This is a genomic window from Streptomyces sp. CB02056 (assembly GCF_001905545.1).
Taxonomy (GTDB): domain Bacteria; phylum Actinomycetota; class Actinomycetes; order Streptomycetales; family Streptomycetaceae; genus Kitasatospora.
In genome coordinates this window covers 46736-61866 of sequence record NZ_LIPD01000021.1, presented here as the reverse complement: position 1 = coordinate 61866, position 15131 = coordinate 46736, and the positions used below count along the sequence as shown (strand labels likewise).

The 15131-nt window shown below is 73.0% G+C and carries 16 protein-coding genes; 14 read left to right on the top strand and 2 right to left on the bottom strand.

From position 1 onward, the window contains the following. The first annotated feature begins 102 nt into the window (after positions 1–102). The 8 genes from AMK13_RS36980 to AMK13_RS36945 all read left to right on the top strand — a co-directional run bounded on the left by AMK13_RS36980 (position 103) and on the right by AMK13_RS36945 (position 9171). Entirely contained in the window at positions 103–1380 is a 1278-nt protein-coding gene (locus AMK13_RS36980; protein ID WP_074005947.1) for an ABC transporter substrate-binding protein, read from the top strand. Then, on the top strand, positions 1377–2369 hold the full coding sequence (locus AMK13_RS36975; protein ID WP_074005946.1) for a carbohydrate ABC transporter permease: 993 nt from the start codon (positions 1377–1379) through the stop codon (positions 2367–2369). The genes AMK13_RS36980 and AMK13_RS36975 overlap by 4 nt, the downstream gene beginning before the upstream one ends. Next, positions 2366–3199 carry a carbohydrate ABC transporter permease gene (locus AMK13_RS36970; RefSeq protein WP_074005945.1) on the top strand — a complete coding sequence of 278 codons (834 nt, stop codon included), beginning with the start codon at positions 2366–2368 and terminating at the stop codon, positions 3197–3199. The genes AMK13_RS36975 and AMK13_RS36970 overlap by 4 nt, the downstream gene beginning before the upstream one ends. Before the next feature lie 75 nt (positions 3200–3274). Continuing rightward, positions 3275–4501 (top strand): ABC transporter ATP-binding protein, encoded by a 1227-nt coding sequence (locus AMK13_RS36965; RefSeq protein WP_074005944.1) that lies wholly within the window; start codon positions 3275–3277, stop codon positions 4499–4501. An 83-nt stretch (positions 4502–4584) separates the two neighbouring features. Further along, positions 4585–6327, top strand: a complete 1743-nt coding sequence (locus tag AMK13_RS36960; RefSeq protein WP_143204722.1) for a multicopper oxidase family protein — start codon at positions 4585–4587, stop codon at positions 6325–6327. A 268-nt stretch (positions 6328–6595) separates the two neighbouring features. Next, a complete protein-coding gene (locus tag AMK13_RS36955) occupies positions 6596–7555 on the top strand; it encodes a SigB/SigF/SigG family RNA polymerase sigma factor (RefSeq protein WP_241853196.1) in 960 nt (319 codons plus the stop codon). 100 nt (positions 7556–7655) lie between these two features. Next, positions 7656–8585, top strand: a complete 930-nt coding sequence (locus tag AMK13_RS44350; RefSeq protein WP_241853195.1) for a DUF5133 domain-containing protein — start codon at positions 7656–7658, stop codon at positions 8583–8585. Between the two features lie 145 nt (positions 8586–8730). Continuing rightward, positions 8731–9171, top strand: coding sequence for an SRPBCC family protein (locus AMK13_RS36945; RefSeq protein WP_049650946.1), 441 nt, complete (start codon positions 8731–8733; stop codon positions 9169–9171). 48 nt (positions 9172–9219) lie between these two features. Here the strand turns inward: AMK13_RS36945 and AMK13_RS36940 are convergent, their stop codons facing one another. Further along, entirely contained in the window at positions 9220–9660 is a 441-nt protein-coding gene (locus tag AMK13_RS36940; protein ID WP_074005941.1) for a hypothetical protein, read from the bottom strand. A 412-nt stretch (positions 9661–10072) separates the two neighbouring features. On the opposite strand from AMK13_RS36940, the gene AMK13_RS36935 reads away from it, so the two are divergent. Beyond that, positions 10073–10660, top strand: a complete 588-nt coding sequence (locus AMK13_RS36935) for a restriction endonuclease (RefSeq protein ID WP_074005940.1) — start codon at positions 10073–10075, stop codon at positions 10658–10660. 1 nt (position 10661) lies between these two features. On the opposite strand, the gene AMK13_RS36930 is transcribed toward AMK13_RS36935, so the two are convergent. Then, positions 10662–10940, bottom strand: a complete 279-nt coding sequence (locus AMK13_RS36930; RefSeq protein WP_074005939.1) for a S1 RNA-binding domain-containing protein — start codon at positions 10938–10940, stop codon at positions 10662–10664. 107 nt (positions 10941–11047) lie between these two features. Between AMK13_RS36930 and AMK13_RS36925 the strand changes: the two genes are divergently transcribed. From AMK13_RS36925 to AMK13_RS36905, 5 genes are all read left to right on the top strand, one after another. Then, positions 11048–11587, top strand: coding sequence for a hypothetical protein (locus AMK13_RS36925; protein WP_074005938.1), 540 nt, complete (start codon positions 11048–11050; stop codon positions 11585–11587). Between the two features lie 516 nt (positions 11588–12103). After that, on the top strand, positions 12104–13450 hold the full coding sequence (locus tag AMK13_RS36920) for a sensor histidine kinase (RefSeq protein WP_241853194.1): 1347 nt from the start codon (positions 12104–12106) through the stop codon (positions 13448–13450). Further along, positions 13414–14070 carry a LuxR C-terminal-related transcriptional regulator gene (locus AMK13_RS36915; protein ID WP_049650944.1) on the top strand — a complete coding sequence of 219 codons (657 nt, stop codon included), beginning with the start codon at positions 13414–13416 and terminating at the stop codon, positions 14068–14070. Before AMK13_RS36920 ends, AMK13_RS36915 begins: the two co-directional genes overlap by 37 nt. A 177-nt stretch (positions 14071–14247) precedes the next feature. Further along, complete coding sequence (locus tag AMK13_RS36910) at positions 14248–14517, top strand: hypothetical protein (protein ID WP_049650950.1); 270 nt, start codon at positions 14248–14250, stop codon at positions 14515–14517. Further along, positions 14510–15127 carry a DUF6879 family protein gene (locus AMK13_RS36905; RefSeq protein WP_074005937.1) on the top strand — a complete coding sequence of 206 codons (618 nt, stop codon included), beginning with the start codon at positions 14510–14512 and terminating at the stop codon, positions 15125–15127. Before AMK13_RS36910 ends, AMK13_RS36905 begins: the two co-directional genes overlap by 8 nt. Positions 15128–15131 lie beyond the last annotated feature (4 nt).

Genomic DNA, 15131 nt, shown 5'->3' with positions numbered 1-15131 from the left:
GGCCGGGCGGGGGCGCCGGGCTAGGGTCGGCCGAACCGCCGCGTGCCGGTCGCGCCGTTCCGAGCGCTCCGCCCCAGCCGGTCCTTTCAGCCCGGGAGAACGATGCCGAGGGTCCCCACGTTCCGCTCGCGGTGGGCGGGCGCCGCCGCCGGACTGGCCGTGCTCGCCGCCGCCCTGGTGGGCTGCGGGGACGGTGGGAGCGGCGGCCCGGTCACCCTGAACTGGTACAACTTCCCGGACGACTCGGGCGCCCTCCAGCAGGCCGCCGACCGCTGCGGGCAGCAGTCCGGCGGCCGCTACACGATCCGCTACAACAAGCTGCCGCGCGGCGCCGACGGCCAGCGCCAGCAGCTGGTGCGCCGGATGGCGGCGCACGACACCGGCGTGGACGTCCTCGGCCTGGACGTCACCTGGCCCGCCGAGTTCGCCGAGGCCGGCTGGATCCGCGAGTGGACCGGGGCGATGCGCGAGCGGGCCACCGCCGACACCCTCGACGCGGCGGTGCGGACCGCGACCTGGCGGGACCGGCTGTACGCCGTGCCGTACAACTCCAACACCCAGCTGCTCTGGTACCGCGACGACCTGGTGCCGACCCCGCCCGCCACCTGGGCGGAGATGCTCTCCCAGGCCCGGGAGCTGGACCGCGAGGGCAAGCCGCACCTCGTGGAGATCCAGGGCGCCCAGTACGAGGGGCTGACGGTCTGGTTCAACACCCTGGTCACCAGCGCGGGCGGCTCGATCCTCACCCCCGACGCCCAGGGGCCCGCGCTCGGGGCGCCCGCCGTCACGGCCGCCGGGGTGATGCGCGACCTGGCCGCCTCGGTGGCCGCCGACCCCTCGCTGTCGAACCAGATGGAGGACCAGAACCGGCTCGCGATGGAGTCCGGCACGGCCGCCTTCGAACTCAACTACCCCTTCGTCTATCCCTCGATGAAGGCCAACCGGCCGGAGCTGTTCCCGCACTTCCGCTGGGCGCCGTACCCCGCGGTGAGCGCCGACCGCCCCGCCAGCGTCACCATCGGCGGGATCGACCTCGCGGTGGGCGCCTACAGCCGGCACCCCGACCTCGCCGCCGAGGCCACCCTCTGCCTGCGCGACCGCGACAACCAGCTCACCAACGCGCTGAAGGGCGGCCTCCCGCCCTCGCTGCGGAGCCTGTACGAGACGGCCGAGCTGACCGCCAGCTACCCGTTCGCCGCCGACGTGCTGGCCGCCCTCGACTCCGCCAGCGTGCGGCCGCAGACCCCGGCCTACCAGAACGTCTCCATCGCGATCTCGCACACCCTCTCCCCGCCCGCCGGCATCCACCCGGAGAAGGACGTGGCCGACCTCCGCGGGCAGATCCGGGACGCCCTCGGTTCGAAGGGGCTGATTCCGTGACACCGCCCGTTCCCGGGCCACCGCCCGCTCCTGGGACGCCGCCCGCTCCCGGGACACCGCCCGCCGAGGCCGCGGCCGGGGCCGCCGCCGGCCCGGGACCGGCCGGGCCCTCGCGCGGCGCCCGCCAGGAGAGCCGGCTGGGCCTGCTGCTGTGCGCCCCCGCCGTGGTCGTGATGCTCGCCGTCACCGCCTACCCGATCGGCTACGCCGTCTACCTGTCCCTGCAGCGCTACGACCTGCGCTTCCCGGCCCAGGCGCACTGGGTCGGGCTCGCCAACTACGGCGCGGTGCTGACCTCGCCGTTCTGGTGGCAGGCGCTCGGTGTCACGGTGCTGATCACCGCGGTGTCGGTGGCCGTCGAGCTGGTGCTCGGCCTGGCGCTCGCCCTGGTGATGCACCGTACGGTCTTCGGGCGGGGGACGGTGCGCACGGCGGTGCTGGTGCCGTACGGGATCGTCACCGTCGTCGCGGCCTACTCCTGGCAGTACGCGTGGACCCCGGGCACCGGCTACCTGGCCGCCCTGCTGCCGGAGGGCAGCGCCCCGCTGACGGAGCAGTGGCCGGCCGTCGGTCTGATCATCCTCGCGGAGGTGTGGAAGACCACCCCGTTCATGGCGCTGCTGCTGCTCGCCGGCCTGGCCCTCGTCCCGGACGAGACGGTCCGGGCGGCGATGGTGGACGGCGCGAGCTCCGGGCAGCGGCTGCGGCTGGTGATCCTGCCGCTGATGAAGCCCGCGATCCTGGTCGCGCTGCTCTTCCGGACCCTGGACGCCTTCCGGATCTTCGACAACATCTACGTGCTGACCAGCGGCTCCAACGGCACCGGCTCGGTGTCGATCCTCGGCTACGACAACCTCTTCACCGCGCTCAACCTGGGCATCGGCTCGGCGATCTCGGTGCTGATCTTCGTCTGCGTGGCGCTCATCGCGCTGGTCTTCGTCAAGCTGTTCGGCGCGGCCACGCCCGGCGCGGAACCGGAGCGGCGATGAGCGGCCGGCCCGCCCGGGCCCTGACCGGCTGGGGCATCGCCAACCTGGCGGTCGTGCTCTACGCGCTCTTCCCGGTGTGGTGGATCGTGGCGCTGTCCTTCAAGGACCCGAGCACCCTCGCCGACGGCGCCTTCGTGCCCCGCCGGTGGACCCTGGCCAACTACCGCGGCATCTTCCAGACCTCGGAGTTCACCCGCGCCCTGGTCAACTCGATCGGCATCGCGCTGATCGCCACCACCGTCGCCGTCGCGCTCGGCACCATGGCCGCGTACGCGGTGGCCCGGCTGCGCTTTCCCGGCAAGCGGCTGCTGATCGGGGTGTCCCTGCTGATCGCGATGTTCCCGCCGATCTCGCTGGTCTCGCCGCTGTTCGGCATCGAGCGGGCGCTCGGCCTGTTCGACACCTGGCCAGGGCTGATCATCCCGTACATGACCTTCTCGCTGCCGCTGGCGATCTACACGCTCTCGGCGTTCTTCCGGGAGATCCCCTGGGACCTGGAGAAGGCGGCCAAGGTGGACGGCGCCACGCCGTGGCAGGCGTTCCGGCTGGTCATCGCGCCGCTGGCGGCGCCGGGGGTGTTCACCACCGGCATCCTGGTCTTCATCTTCTGCTGGAACGACTTCCTGTTCGCGATCTCGCTGACCTCCACCACCTCGGCCCGGACGGTCCCGGCCGCGATCGCCTTCTTCACCGGGAGCTCCCAGTTCGAGCAGCCGACCGGCTCGATCGCGGCGGCCGCGGTGATCATCACGATCCCGATCGTGGTCTTCGTGCTGCTGTTCCAGCGCCGCATCGTCGCCGGGCTCACCGCCGGCGCCGTCAAGGGCTGAGCCCGACATCGAGTTTTCCCAGGATGGGTTTCCCAGGAAGAGCCCGCCCCACCCGGCGGGCCAGGAAGGCGGACCGTGGCCGAGATCGTCCTCGACGGCATCACCAAGCGCTACCCCGACGGCGCCCTCGCCGTCCGCCACGTCGACCTCACCATCGCCGACGGCGAGTTCGTGATCCTGGTCGGCCCCTCCGGCTGCGGCAAGTCCACCACGCTCAACATGATCGCCGGGCTGGAGGACATCACCGAGGGCACCCTGCGGATCGCCGGGGAGGTGGTCAACGACCGCGCGCCCAAGGACCGCGACATCGCCATGGTGTTCCAGAGCTACGCCCTCTACCCGCACATGAGCGTGCGCGACAACATGGGCTTCGCGCTGCGCCTGGCCAAGGTCGACAAGGCGACCATCGCCGCCAAGGTCGAGGAGGCCGCCCGCGTCCTGGACCTCACCCGGCACCTCGACCGCAAGCCCGCCCACCTCTCCGGGGGGCAGCGCCAGCGGGTCGCGATGGGCCGGGCGATCGTCCGCGACCCCAAGGTCTTCCTGATGGACGAGCCGCTGTCCAACCTGGACGCCAAGCTCCGGGTGCAGATGCGCACCCAGATCGCCGCCCTCCAGCGCCGCCTGGGCACCACCACCGTCTACGTCACCCACGACCAGGTCGAGGCGATGACGCTCGGCGACCGGGTGGTGGTGATGCGCTCCGGCGTCGTCCAGCAGGTCGGCTCGCCGCAGCAGCTGTACGACGAGCCGGTGAACCTCTTCGTCGCCGGGTTCATCGGCTCGCCCGGCATGAACTTCCTCGGCGCCGCGCTGGAGCACGGCGCCCTGCGCACCTCGCTGGGCGACCTGCCGCTGGACGACCGCACCCGGCGCGCCCTGGAGCGCGCGGACGCGCCGCGCGAACTGGTGGTCGGCATCCGCCCCGAGGACTTCGAGGACGCGGCCCTGGTCGAGGGGCACGCCGGCGGGGTCACCGTCACCGTGACCGTCGAGGTCCGGGAGTCGGTCGGCTCGGACGTCTACGTCCACTTCGCGGAGGAGGGCGGCCCGGCGGCGGCCCGGGGCCCCGGCGGCCTCGCCGGACTGGCGGAACTCGCCGAACTGGCCGAGCTGGCCGAACTCGCCGCCGACTCGGGCCGGGCCGACACCGGCATGCGGGAGCACCGGGTGGTCGCCCGGCTGAACCCCGCCACCCGGGCCGCCGAGGGCGGCCCGCTGGACCTGCGGGTGGACACGGCGCGCATCCACGTCTTCGACCCCCGCACCGGGGCCAATCTGACCCACCCGGAACGTTCGTAGCGTGGTACGGAAGGCCCAACCCCCGGCCGGCGCGCGGTGTGCCTGACCGTTGCCGTACCGGACCCGACTTACATTGCCCGGTTATGGGAGAAAATGTCGGAATCAGTCGCCGATCGGTGCTCAAGGCCGTCCCCGTAGCCGTCCTCGCGGCCGGCTCCGGCGGGATCCTCGCCCGGCCCGCGGTGGCGGCCGCCGCCTTCCCGCAGCCCGTCGTCCGGCGCGCCCGGTCGGCCTCCGGCGGGCCGGCGGCGGTGCTCGACCAGACGCTCGACGTACGGTTCACGACGCTCTCCGTCCCGGGCTACGGGACGGTCACCACGCGCACCTACAACGGGACCATCCCCGGGCCGACCCTGCGGGCGCGCGCCGGGGACGTGCTGTGGCTGACCCAGGTCAACGGGCTGCCGCCGAACCCGACCGAGCCGGCCGGCCCGGCCGGGATGTCTGGGATGCCCGGGATGTCAGGCCCGGCGCACCACGGCGGCCACAACCGGCCGCACCGCGTGAACACCTTCAACCTGCACACCCACGGCCTGCACGTCTCGCCGTCCGGGCGCGCCGACAACATCCTGCGCGCGTTCCCGCCGCGCACCGCCGACGAGGCCGTGGCCGGCGCCCCGGAGCCGCGGTACCTGACCACCGTCCAGATCCCAACCGACCATCCGGCCGGGACCTACTGGTACCACCCGCACGCGCACGGGGCCACCGCCGAACAGATCGCCGGAGGAATGGCCGGGGTCATCGTCATCGAGGGCGACGTCGACGAGGTGCCGCAGATCAAGGCCGCCGCCGACCTGGTCGTCTGCATCAACGAACTCCGGCTCAAGGGCGGCAGGGTCCCCGACTTCACCTCCGGCGACGCCCTGGCCGCCGTCCCGCCCACCTTCACCGTCAACGGCGAGATCAACCCCGTCCTCGTGCTGCGCCCCGGCGAGGTCCAGCGCTGGCGCCTGGTCGCGGCGACCGCGTTCACCGCCCTCTCGCTCCAGGTCGCCGACGGGGAGCGGAAGTTGACGCTGCATCAGATCGCCATGGACGGCGTGACCTTCCCCGCGCCGGTCGCCGCTGAGGTGGTCCCGCTGGGCGTGGGCAACCGCGCCGACGTGCTGGTCCGGGGCGGCGAGGCCGGGACGTACGAACTGCGGGCCAAGGGCGTGCCCGTCCCGCTGATGACGATCGAGGTGGCGGGAGAAGCCGTCCAGCCGCCCATGGAGCTGCCGACCTCGCTGCCGCAGGGCATGCCGTTCCTCGACGAGAAGGACATCGCCAACCCCGGCGGCGACCGCAGGGTGGTCTTCCACGTCGACCCGAAGGTCTTCGCCCAGCCGTTCCCCAACGCCTACCGCGTCCTCGGCAGCCACCCGACCCCCGCGGCCGACCCCGGCGGCGACCTCACCCGCGACCCCGCCTACGGCCTGTTCGACCCCGAGTACGTCAACCACACCCTGGAACTCGGCACCGTCGAACGGTGGACCATCCACACCGACGAGACCATGCCGATCTTCCACCACCCCTTCCACCTGCACACCAACCACGTCCTCGTCACCCACCGCAACGGGGAACGGCTCGACCCGCCGGTGTGGCAGGACACCGTCGACCTGACCGGCGGCAAGCCGGGCGACACCGTCACCCTCCTGGTCAAGTACGAGGACTTCACCGGCCGCACCGTCCTGCACTGCCACCAGCTGCAGCACGAGGACCTCGGGATGATGCAGCTGGTCGAGTACGTCCGGCCGCGACGGCCGGAGCCGGCCGGATGGCCGGGGTGGCCCCAGCAGCCCGGGTGGCCGGGGTGGCCTGGCCGGCCTCGTCCGCTCGATCACTGAGCGCTGCCGGCCGCCGGCGGCGGCGGCGGTGCAGGAAAGCTCCTGGAACGTGCGTTCGGAGCCGGATCCCGGGGTAGAACCAGTCGTACAGCGGCCGTGCGATTCCGGCTGCTCCAGCACCTCGGGCGGTGCCGCCGGGGCCGGTGCCACCGGGGCCGCGCCCGCAGTGGCCGGGCACGGGTCCCGGGGGAGGAGTCCGTGACACGCCGCACGAGGTGCGGGCCGTACGTGGCGCCGGGCGCTCACCCCGGCGCCCAGGAGCGATCACGTGTCCGTCCACCTGGAAACAGCCGGCTGGGAAGCGGCCCCCTCGGGCCTGCCGCCCGACCTCCCGCGACGGCCCACGGCGGCCGAACTCCGCCGCATGGGGAAGTCCGAGGCGCGGGAGCTGAGCGACGCGCTGTTCGAGCGGCTGGCCGGGCTGGTCCGGGAGACCCGCGCCTACAGCTACGTCCGCGGCACGATCATCGAGCTCAACATGCCGCTGGTGCGCTTCATCGCCGCCCGCTTCCGCCACCGGGCCGAGGACATGGAGGACATCCTCCAGGTCGGCACGATCGGCCTGATCAAGGCCGTCGACGGCTACGACCCGCGGCGCGGCGTCGAGTTCGTCACCTACGCGATCCCCACCATCACCGGCGAGATCAAGCGGTTCTTCCGCGACACCTCCTGGCCGGTGCGCGTCCCGCGCAGCATGCAGGAGCTGTACCTGTCCGTCGCCCGCGACTCCGACCGCCTGGAGCAGGAGCTCGGCCGGCTGCCACGGCCCGAGGAGATCGCCGAGGACCTGCACCTCACCGTCGAACAGGCCACGGAGGGGCTACTGGCGGGCCGGGTCTACCGCCCCAACTCCCTGGACGCGCTGCGCGACCAGGACACCGACGAGACCGGCAGCGCCCTGCTCGACCGGCTCGGCGGCTGCGACCCCGGCATCGAACTCGCCGACTTCCGCACCGCCGTCCGCCCGCTGCTGGCCCGGTTGCCGGAGCGCGAGCAGACCGTCCTCAAGCTGCGGTTCTGGGACGGGTGCACCCAGTCCCGGATAGCGGACCGGATCGGCGTCTCCCAGATGCACGTCTCCCGGCTGCTCAGTGCCACCCTGGCCTGGCTGCGCGAGGAACTGGAGGACCGGGACGCGCCCGGGTGGGGTGATGGGGAGCCGGAGGCCGTCGCTTCCGGGGTCGGGGGCGAGGGCGGTGCCGAGGGTGGGCGCGAGGGCACCGGCTGAGGCGGTGGGGCGGGCCGACGTGCGGGGCGGGGACCCGGGGTGCGGTTTCGCTGCGTGATCGGCGCATACTTTCCGTAAACACACGGAGGTGCTCATGCCCATGGTGGATGTCGCTGCCCTCGGCCGACTGGTCGCGGAGTACGAGGCCCTGTCCCCGTCGAGCTCGCCGGAGGCCCGGCAGCGGTTGCGCGACGTCTGCTACACGATCGGCATCTACACGGGCGAGGCCGACGCCGTTCGCGCGGTCGCCCGGGCCCGCATGCTGCTGGCCCGTCAGGGCCCGGCCGACGGCGGCGGCGCGGCGGCCGGAGCCCCGGCGACCGACCGGGCCCGGGCGGCGCTCCTTGCCGAACTCGGCGACCTCGCGGCCCGCGAGCGGGTACGGGCCGCGCCCCTCCCCAGCCTGCACGACGTGGTGCAGCTGACCAGGGTCACCGTCCCGGACTGCGTGGGCGCCGCGGTGAGCACCTGGCACGACGACGGCTCGGTCGAGACCTTCGCGGCGACCCCGTCCTACCTGCTCGCCCTCGAACGCGCCCAGAGCGGGGCGGACGCCGGCCCGCTGCCCCGGCTCCGCCGCCAGGGCGAGGGCCAGATCGTCGTCCGGCTCGACCCCGGCCGGCCCGACCGGTTCGCCGACCGCGCCCGGCGCTGCGGCGTACGGGCCGTGGCCGGCGCGCACCTGCGCACCCACCCGCACGGCTGCACCGTGTTCAGCGCCTACCTGCGCACCCCGGTCGACCCCGGCACGCCGGCCCTCGGGCTGGTGGAGGTGCTCGCCCTCCAGGCGTCGGCCGCCCTCGACCGCTTCGCGCTGTCCCGGGCCGTGGCCGACCTCCTCGACCGCCGGCACGCCACCGGCCTGGCCATCGGCCTCACCGCCGAGCGGTTCGACGTCACCCCGCACGCCGCGCTGAGCCTGCTGGTCGGAGCCGCCCAGCGACTGGGCACCGACCTCGCCACGGTGGCCCGGCACCTCGCCGACGGTGACCGGCCGCGCACCGCACCCGGCGAGCGGGGCGGCTCGTAGCGCGGGCGGGGGACGGTTGCGCCGGTGCCGGATGGTTGCGCCGGTGCCGGACGGGCAGGCGTACAGGAAGGGGGGCGGAAGGCGTGCGGACGGGCGCGCGCAGACGGGCGGGAAGGCCCCGGCCGCGCCGTACGAGGAGGTCGTCATGAGCATGGTGAAGGAATCCGTGGACGTGGCCGTCCCCCTGCACGCCGCCTACAACCAGTGGACGCTCGCCGAGGAGTTCCCGCGCTTCATGGAGGGCGTCGACTCGGTGAGCCGGCTCGACAGCCGACACAACCACTGGCAGACCAGCATCGACGGCGTCACCCGCGAGTTCGACACCGAGATCGTCGACCAGGAACCGGAGGAGCTGATCGCCTGGCGGGGCATGGACGGCGAGGCCGAGCGGAAGGAGGTGGTGACCTTCCGGCGGCTCGACCCGGGCCACACCCGGGTCACCCTCGCCGTCGACCTCCGGCCCGCGGGCCCGGGGGAGAAGGCCGCCGACGTCCGGGGCGAGGTCGACCGGCGGGTGAAAGGGGACCTGAGGCGGTTCAAGGAGTACGTCGAGGAACGCGCGCGAGGGAGGGGCGGGGCGGGGTGAGCCGGCTCCGTCGGCCCGTGCGGCGTCCGGCGGCCCGCGGCGGCCCCGTCAGCCCGCGTCGGCCATCGCGTCGGTTCCCGCGTCGGCCCTCGCGTCGGCTCGGCGGAGGCCGCTCCAGTGCGCGAACGCGGCCACCGAGCCCAGTGCAGGCAGCGCCGCCGCCGCGAAGATCCCGAACAGGTACTCGCCCGACAGCGCGGTGAACGCCAGCAGCAGCACCTGCACCCCGGCCGCCGCCGCCAGGAGCCTCCAGCCGGGCCGCGGGCGCCAGACCCCGCGCACCGCCAACGCGTTGACCCCGGCCATCGCGAACCCGGCGGCCCCCATCACGTACGGCACCCACTGCGGCTTCGGCGCCACCTCGTCCTCGAACCCGATCCCGTTGTAGAACAGCGGGACCGCGATGCAGAAGAACATCACCACCGCCACCGTCTCCAGGATCAGCAGCACGGTCGTCGCAGCCCGCGACAGCCAGGAGAGAGCGGTCATGGTGGGGAGCCTTCCGGGAGTTCGGTGTTCTGTACTGCGACGCCCGGGGAGCCCGGACCGCAGCGGTCCATCGCCACTGGAGGCATGGCACGACCGCGCGACGGGCACGTCCCATGACGCCGCCCGACCCGGCGGCCTCGGCACCGCAGCATAGTCAAGAAATGGCAAAGGCTGTAGTGCGGTGCAGGTCGGAGGGCGTCCTCCCCGCAGGCACGGGGGCAGCCACTGAAGGGGACGGTTCGGCCGCCGATGCCGAAATCCGGTCAACTCGGCCGCCCAGGCGCAGGAGTTCGTCCGGATCGCGGGCGTGCGGCGACGGCTGCTCCTAGGCTCGTCCGGACACCGTGGCGTGAGGGGGAGTGCCGTGGCCCGTAGGCCTGTTCGGCGACGTCGGTCGACCGTCGCCCGCCGGTTGAAGCAGAACACGCCGCTGCTGGGGGCGGCCGCGCTGGTCGCGGTCGTGCTGGGCACGATGGTGGTCCAGTGGCTGGCCCAACACCTGCTGCTGGTCGCCGCGTTCCTCATCGTCGGTGCGGGAGCGGGCGCCGCCGTGCTGCGCTCGCGGGTGCGGGCCCGGCAGCGGGAACTGGACGCGCGGACCGCCCGACTGCGGCACATCGGGCCGTTCCTGGCGATGACCCCGAAGGCCTTCGAGCACGCGCTGGCCGACCTGTGCCGCCGGGACGGCTGCACGAAGGTGAAGGTGGTCGGCGGGGCCGGCGACCTCGCGGCGGACGTCCTCGCCACCACCCCCGCCGGGCAGCGGATCCTCATCCAGGCCAAGCGGTACGGGCCGAGGACGTTCGTCGGCTCCCAGGACGTCCAGAAGGTCAACGGCACCTACCGCGATGTGCACCACTGCGACCTGGCCGCCGTGGTGACGACCAGCTCCTTCACCAAGGCCGCCGCCGCGTTCTGCGCCCAGGTCGGCATCCGCGCCGTCGACCAGCGGGCGCTCGCCCTGTGGGCGGACGGTCGGGGCGGGGCACCCTGGGTCTGAGTCACCGGCTCCCGTGTTCGAGGCCCGCCGGGGAGAGCAGGAGGCGGCGGCGCTGCCGGTCGACCTCGCTGACGAGGACCGTGAGTTCGTCACCGACCCGGACCGCTGGCGAGGCGAGGTCCCGCTGAGGGACCAGCCCCTCGATCCCGTCGGCGATCTCGACGAACGCGCCGAACGCGCCGAACCGTTCGATCGCCGCGACGGTGCCGGACAGGACCGCACCGTGGCGCAGCGACTCCAGGAACGCCCGCAGTTCCGGGCTCTCGGGTAGTCCGTCCATGGTGCCCGGTTTTCCACGGCGGTGGCTGTCGGAGGGTCCGCCTAACCTGACGGCGAGACGGATATCGGAGGCCGTCCAGGTGGCGAAGAGCAGGACGGGTGCGGGGCATGAGTGTGGACTTCTTCTGGCGGCGGGTGGACGGAACGGTGCTGGACGAACTGTCGCCGACGGAGCTCCGCGCCCTGGTGCCCGGCTGGTCCGATGACGACTTCGGCCCTCTGTACGCGGCCGGTGCGGTGCTGGCCGTGGAGCGCAACGGATACCTGATGCACGTCGCCTTGATGAAGGCGGTCGGCGGTGCGGGCCCGGACTTGAGAGCGGCCCAACTGCCGGTGTTCGGTGGTGAGGAACGGACGGCCGTCGAGGGAGATCCCGACTGCGACGCAGAGTTCGGTGAGATGGCGGTCTGGGTGCTTCGACCCGATGAGGTGCGGACGGCGTCGGCTTTCCTGGACGCGGTGGGCGTCGACGAGTTGGTGGGGACCGTGGACGCCGTGCTGGCGGGCGAGGTCGCGTCGCTCGGGTTCGCGACCCCGTGGTCCGAGGCGTGGGCCGGTGACTTGAGCGCCGACCTGCGCGCGCTGAAGGACTACTTCGCCCAGGCGGCCGCTGCCGGCGACGCGATGGTCAAGGTCGAGGCCGCGTGACGAGGAGGATCACGCGGTGTTCCGGGCTCAGAGCTGCCGGCGGGTCCGGCTGATCCGGCGGAGTGCCAGAAGGACGCTGTTGAGTGTTCACCGTGTCCGGCGTCGTCGGCGGGCTGGGGGCGGGGTGGGTCCAGCCCCACCCCTGGCCGGGGTGCAGGTGGATTCTGCCGTCGCGCCGCCGTCCCTAGCGTTGAGCGTGTGCCGTCCGAGGTTGCGGGCGGGCGTGTGATGCGGGGAGGGCGAGGTGTACGGAACGGTGCGCGCGGGGCGGGGGTTCCGGTGTTGCGGCTGTCGGGGTTGCGCAAGCGGTTCGGGGCGCGGTGGCGCTGGGAGGTCGGTCTTCGCGCCGGCCAATCGGAGCTGGTTCCTGGCCCGGTACCTGCCGGTGGCGGTCGGGTTCGTGCTGGGGGTGTGCCGGCTGACTCGCGGTCAGCGGGGGGTGGTGCCCGGGGGGACGTCCGAGCGGACGGCTGCGATCATGAACGGCCCGTGCGACCGAATCCGACCGGAGGCCCCGTGAGCAGCCCGCAGACCCCAGCCGCCCGTGAGCCGGACACCGCCGAACCGGGCCGCGGCGTCGCCCGCGAGCTGCGCGCCGCCGTACGGGCGCTCGGGCGGCTCGCCGCCTTCACGCTGCTGATACCGGTCGGGGTGGGGCTGACGGCGGCCTTCCTGCTGTCGTTCGTGATCTGGGGCTGCCTCGGGATCTTCCCGTTCTTCCCGACCGCCACCCGGATGGTCCGCTCCGCCGCCGGAGCCGCCCGGTGGGCGGCCGGCCACTGGTCGCAGGTGCCCGTACCGCCGCCGTACCGGCCGCGCCCGGCCCTGGAACGCACCCTCCACGGCTGGTACTGGACCGGCCACGACTACCACCGGAACCGCTGGTTCGCCGGCATGTCCCTCGACGTCCGCTGGCTCTGGACCGACCCGGCGACCTGGCGCGACGTCCTCTGGGTGCTCGCCGACCCGCTGGTCGGCGGCGGCATCGCGGCCGCGCCCGTGCTGCTGGTCGGCGCCGGCCTGTACGGGATGGTCCAGGCGCCGTTGCCGTACGACCTGCCGTTCGGCGGCCCGGTCGCGCTGTTCCTCGGCCTCCTCGGCCCGGTGTCGATCGCCGCCGGACTCGCCCTCGCCCGGCCCGCGCTGCGCCTGCACGGCCGGTGGACCCGCGCCCTCCTCGGCCCCACCGAACGCTCCCGGCTCGCCCGGCGGGTCGAACAGCTCACCGAGATCCGGCTGGACGCCACCGAGGCCCAGGCCGCCGAACTGCGCCGGATCGAACGGGACCTGCACGACGGCGCGCAGGCCCGACTGGTCGCGGTGAGCCTGCGCCTCGGCGCGGTCGCGGCACTGGTCGACCGCGACCCGGGCCAGGCGAAGCAGGTGGCGACGGACGCCCAGGAGAACGTCACCCAGGCGCTCCAGGAACTGCGCGACCTGGTCCGCGGCATCCACCCGCCGGTGCTCGCCGAACGCGGCCTCGTCGAAGGCGTACGGGCGCTGGCACTGGACGTCCCGCTGAAGGTCGAGGTCCGGGCCGAACTGCCCGGACGGGCGGAGGCGCCGGTGGAGTCGGCGGTCTACTTCGCCGTCAGCGAGGCGCTCACCAACGCCGTCAAGCACGGCGAAGCCCGGCACGCCACCGTGCACCTCACCCACGCCGCCGGACTGCTCCGCGCCGAAGTCACCGACGACGGCCGCGGCGGCGCCGACCCCGACGGGGGCAGCGGCCTGCGGGGCATCCGGCGCAGACTGGCCGCGTTCGACGGTACGCTCACGCTGACCAGCCCCCCGGGGGGTCCGACCAGGCTGATCATGGAGCTACCGTGCGTGTTGTCCTCGCCGAGGACCTCGTCCTGCTGAGGGACGGCCTCTCCCTGCTGCTCAGTGCCCACGGACACGAGATCGTCGCAGCGGTGGAGAGCGGCCCCGAACTGGCCGCCGCCATCGCCGAACACCGCCCCGACATCGCGGTGGTCGACGTCCGCCTGCCCCCCACGTACACCGACGAGGGACTCCAGGTCGCGCTCGCCGCCCGCCGCGAACGGCCCGGCCTGCCGGTCCTCGTCCTCTCCCAGCACGTCGAACAGCTCTACGCGCGGGAGCTGATCGCCGACGGCACCGGCGGCGTCGGCTACCTCCTCAAGGACCGCGTCTCCAAGGCCGACCAGTTCGTCGACGCCGTCCACACCGTCGCCGCCGGCGGCACCGTCATGGACCCCCAGGTCATCTCCCGCCTCCTCGCCCGCAACGCCGACGACCAGCCCCTCGCCCTCCTCACCCCGCGCGAACGCGACGTCCTCGCCATGATGGCCGAAGGCCGCTCCAACGCCGCCATCGCCCAACGGCTGCACTTCAGCGAGGGTGCCGTCAGCAAGCACACCTCCAACATCTTCGCCAAGCTCAACCTCGGCGCCTCCGACGACGACAACCGCCGCGTCCTCGCCGTCCTCGCCTACCTCGACGGGACGCGCACGCCCTGAGGCGACGCGCGACGCCCACGTGCCCGGAGTTTCTGTCGCACAGGGGACCGATGTGCCCGCGATGGTGATCATTTAGGAGTACATGGCGAATGTACTGAACATTCTCCCGACTCCCCACCAGGTGTAAGATGCGGCAACCATGGTTCCGCGCCGAGAGCAATACCAATGGGGGCAGGCATGGCTCGCCGATGGGAAGCCGATCCTTCCGCTTCGTTGCAGAAACGCCTCGGGAAATCCGCCAAGGAACTGGGATCGTCCGACGGAAAGGACGAATGCCCGGACATCTGGCAGCTCTCGAACGGCGATGTCGCCGTCATCGGTCGCGATCTCACGGAGGACTACCGCGGGCGGCTTCCCGAAGGCGTCGTCCTGGGTCCGGGTGAGCGGCTCGTCGTCATCCCCGGCCTCATGGTGAGCACGGCGAAGGCGGACATCCCGGATGCCTGATCGGAACGCCCCCGAGCTGCGGCCCGAGTGGGGCGAGCTCCTCGCCCGGGACGACTACAAGCGTGACTTCCGCGAGCGGGACGCGCTGATCCGCGGCCGGGACTCGTGGAAGTTGGAGCGTCGCCAGTACTTCGAGGAGCAGGACAGTCCGAGCTGGGAGGCCGCCCGGCGCGGCGACTGGGGCGAGGCGCTGCGACTCCTGGAGGACCGGCGCCCGGCGCTGCTCGCGATCGGGCGGGAGGACGCGGCGCGGCGGTCCTTCTTCCACCGGGTGCGGGTGGTCGAGCGGCCGTGGACGGACTACCTGCGCTGGCAGCTGCACTCGCTGCGGATCCGAGCCGAATGCGGGGAGCGCGTCCGTATGGTCGACGCCGCGGAACTGGCCGATTCCGAGGAATTCGGGCAGCTGCCGGAAATCGTCGTTCTCGGCGGCCGTACGCTCTATCAGGTGCGGTATTCGGAGGCGGGAATTCCGGCCGGTGCGATCAGGTACACCGATCCCGATCTCGTCCTCCGGTGGGAGGGATATCTCGCGGATCTCCACAGGGTGGGCGAAGACGTTCTGGCGTACTTCGAACGTGAAGCCGCACACCTCCTCCCACCCGCATAGGAAA

Coding starts and splice junctions, on each gene's coding strand:
- AMK13_RS36910 (WP_049650950.1), top strand. CDS start 14,248: ATGGCTCGCCGATGGGAAGCCGATCCTTCCGCTTCGTTGCAGAAACGC.
- AMK13_RS36960 (WP_143204722.1), top strand. CDS start 4,585: ATGGGAGAAAATGTCGGAATCAGTCGCCGATCGGTGCTCAAGGCCGTC.
- AMK13_RS36925 (WP_074005938.1), top strand. CDS start 11,048: ATGAGTGTGGACTTCTTCTGGCGGCGGGTGGACGGAACGGTGCTGGAC.
- AMK13_RS36980 (WP_074005947.1), top strand. CDS start 103: ATGCCGAGGGTCCCCACGTTCCGCTCGCGGTGGGCGGGCGCCGCCGCC.
- AMK13_RS36970 (WP_074005945.1), top strand. CDS start 2,366: ATGAGCGGCCGGCCCGCCCGGGCCCTGACCGGCTGGGGCATCGCCAAC.
- AMK13_RS36940 (WP_074005941.1), bottom strand. CDS start 9,660: ATGACCGCTCTCTCCTGGCTGTCGCGGGCTGCGACGACCGTGCTGCTG.
- AMK13_RS36930 (WP_074005939.1), bottom strand. CDS start 10,940: ATGGACGGACTACCCGAGAGCCCGGAACTGCGGGCGTTCCTGGAGTCG.
- AMK13_RS44350 (WP_241853195.1), top strand. CDS start 7,656: ATGGTGGATGTCGCTGCCCTCGGCCGACTGGTCGCGGAGTACGAGGCC.
- AMK13_RS36905 (WP_074005937.1), top strand. CDS start 14,510: ATGCCTGATCGGAACGCCCCCGAGCTGCGGCCCGAGTGGGGCGAGCTC.
- AMK13_RS36945 (WP_049650946.1), top strand. CDS start 8,731: ATGAGCATGGTGAAGGAATCCGTGGACGTGGCCGTCCCCCTGCACGCC.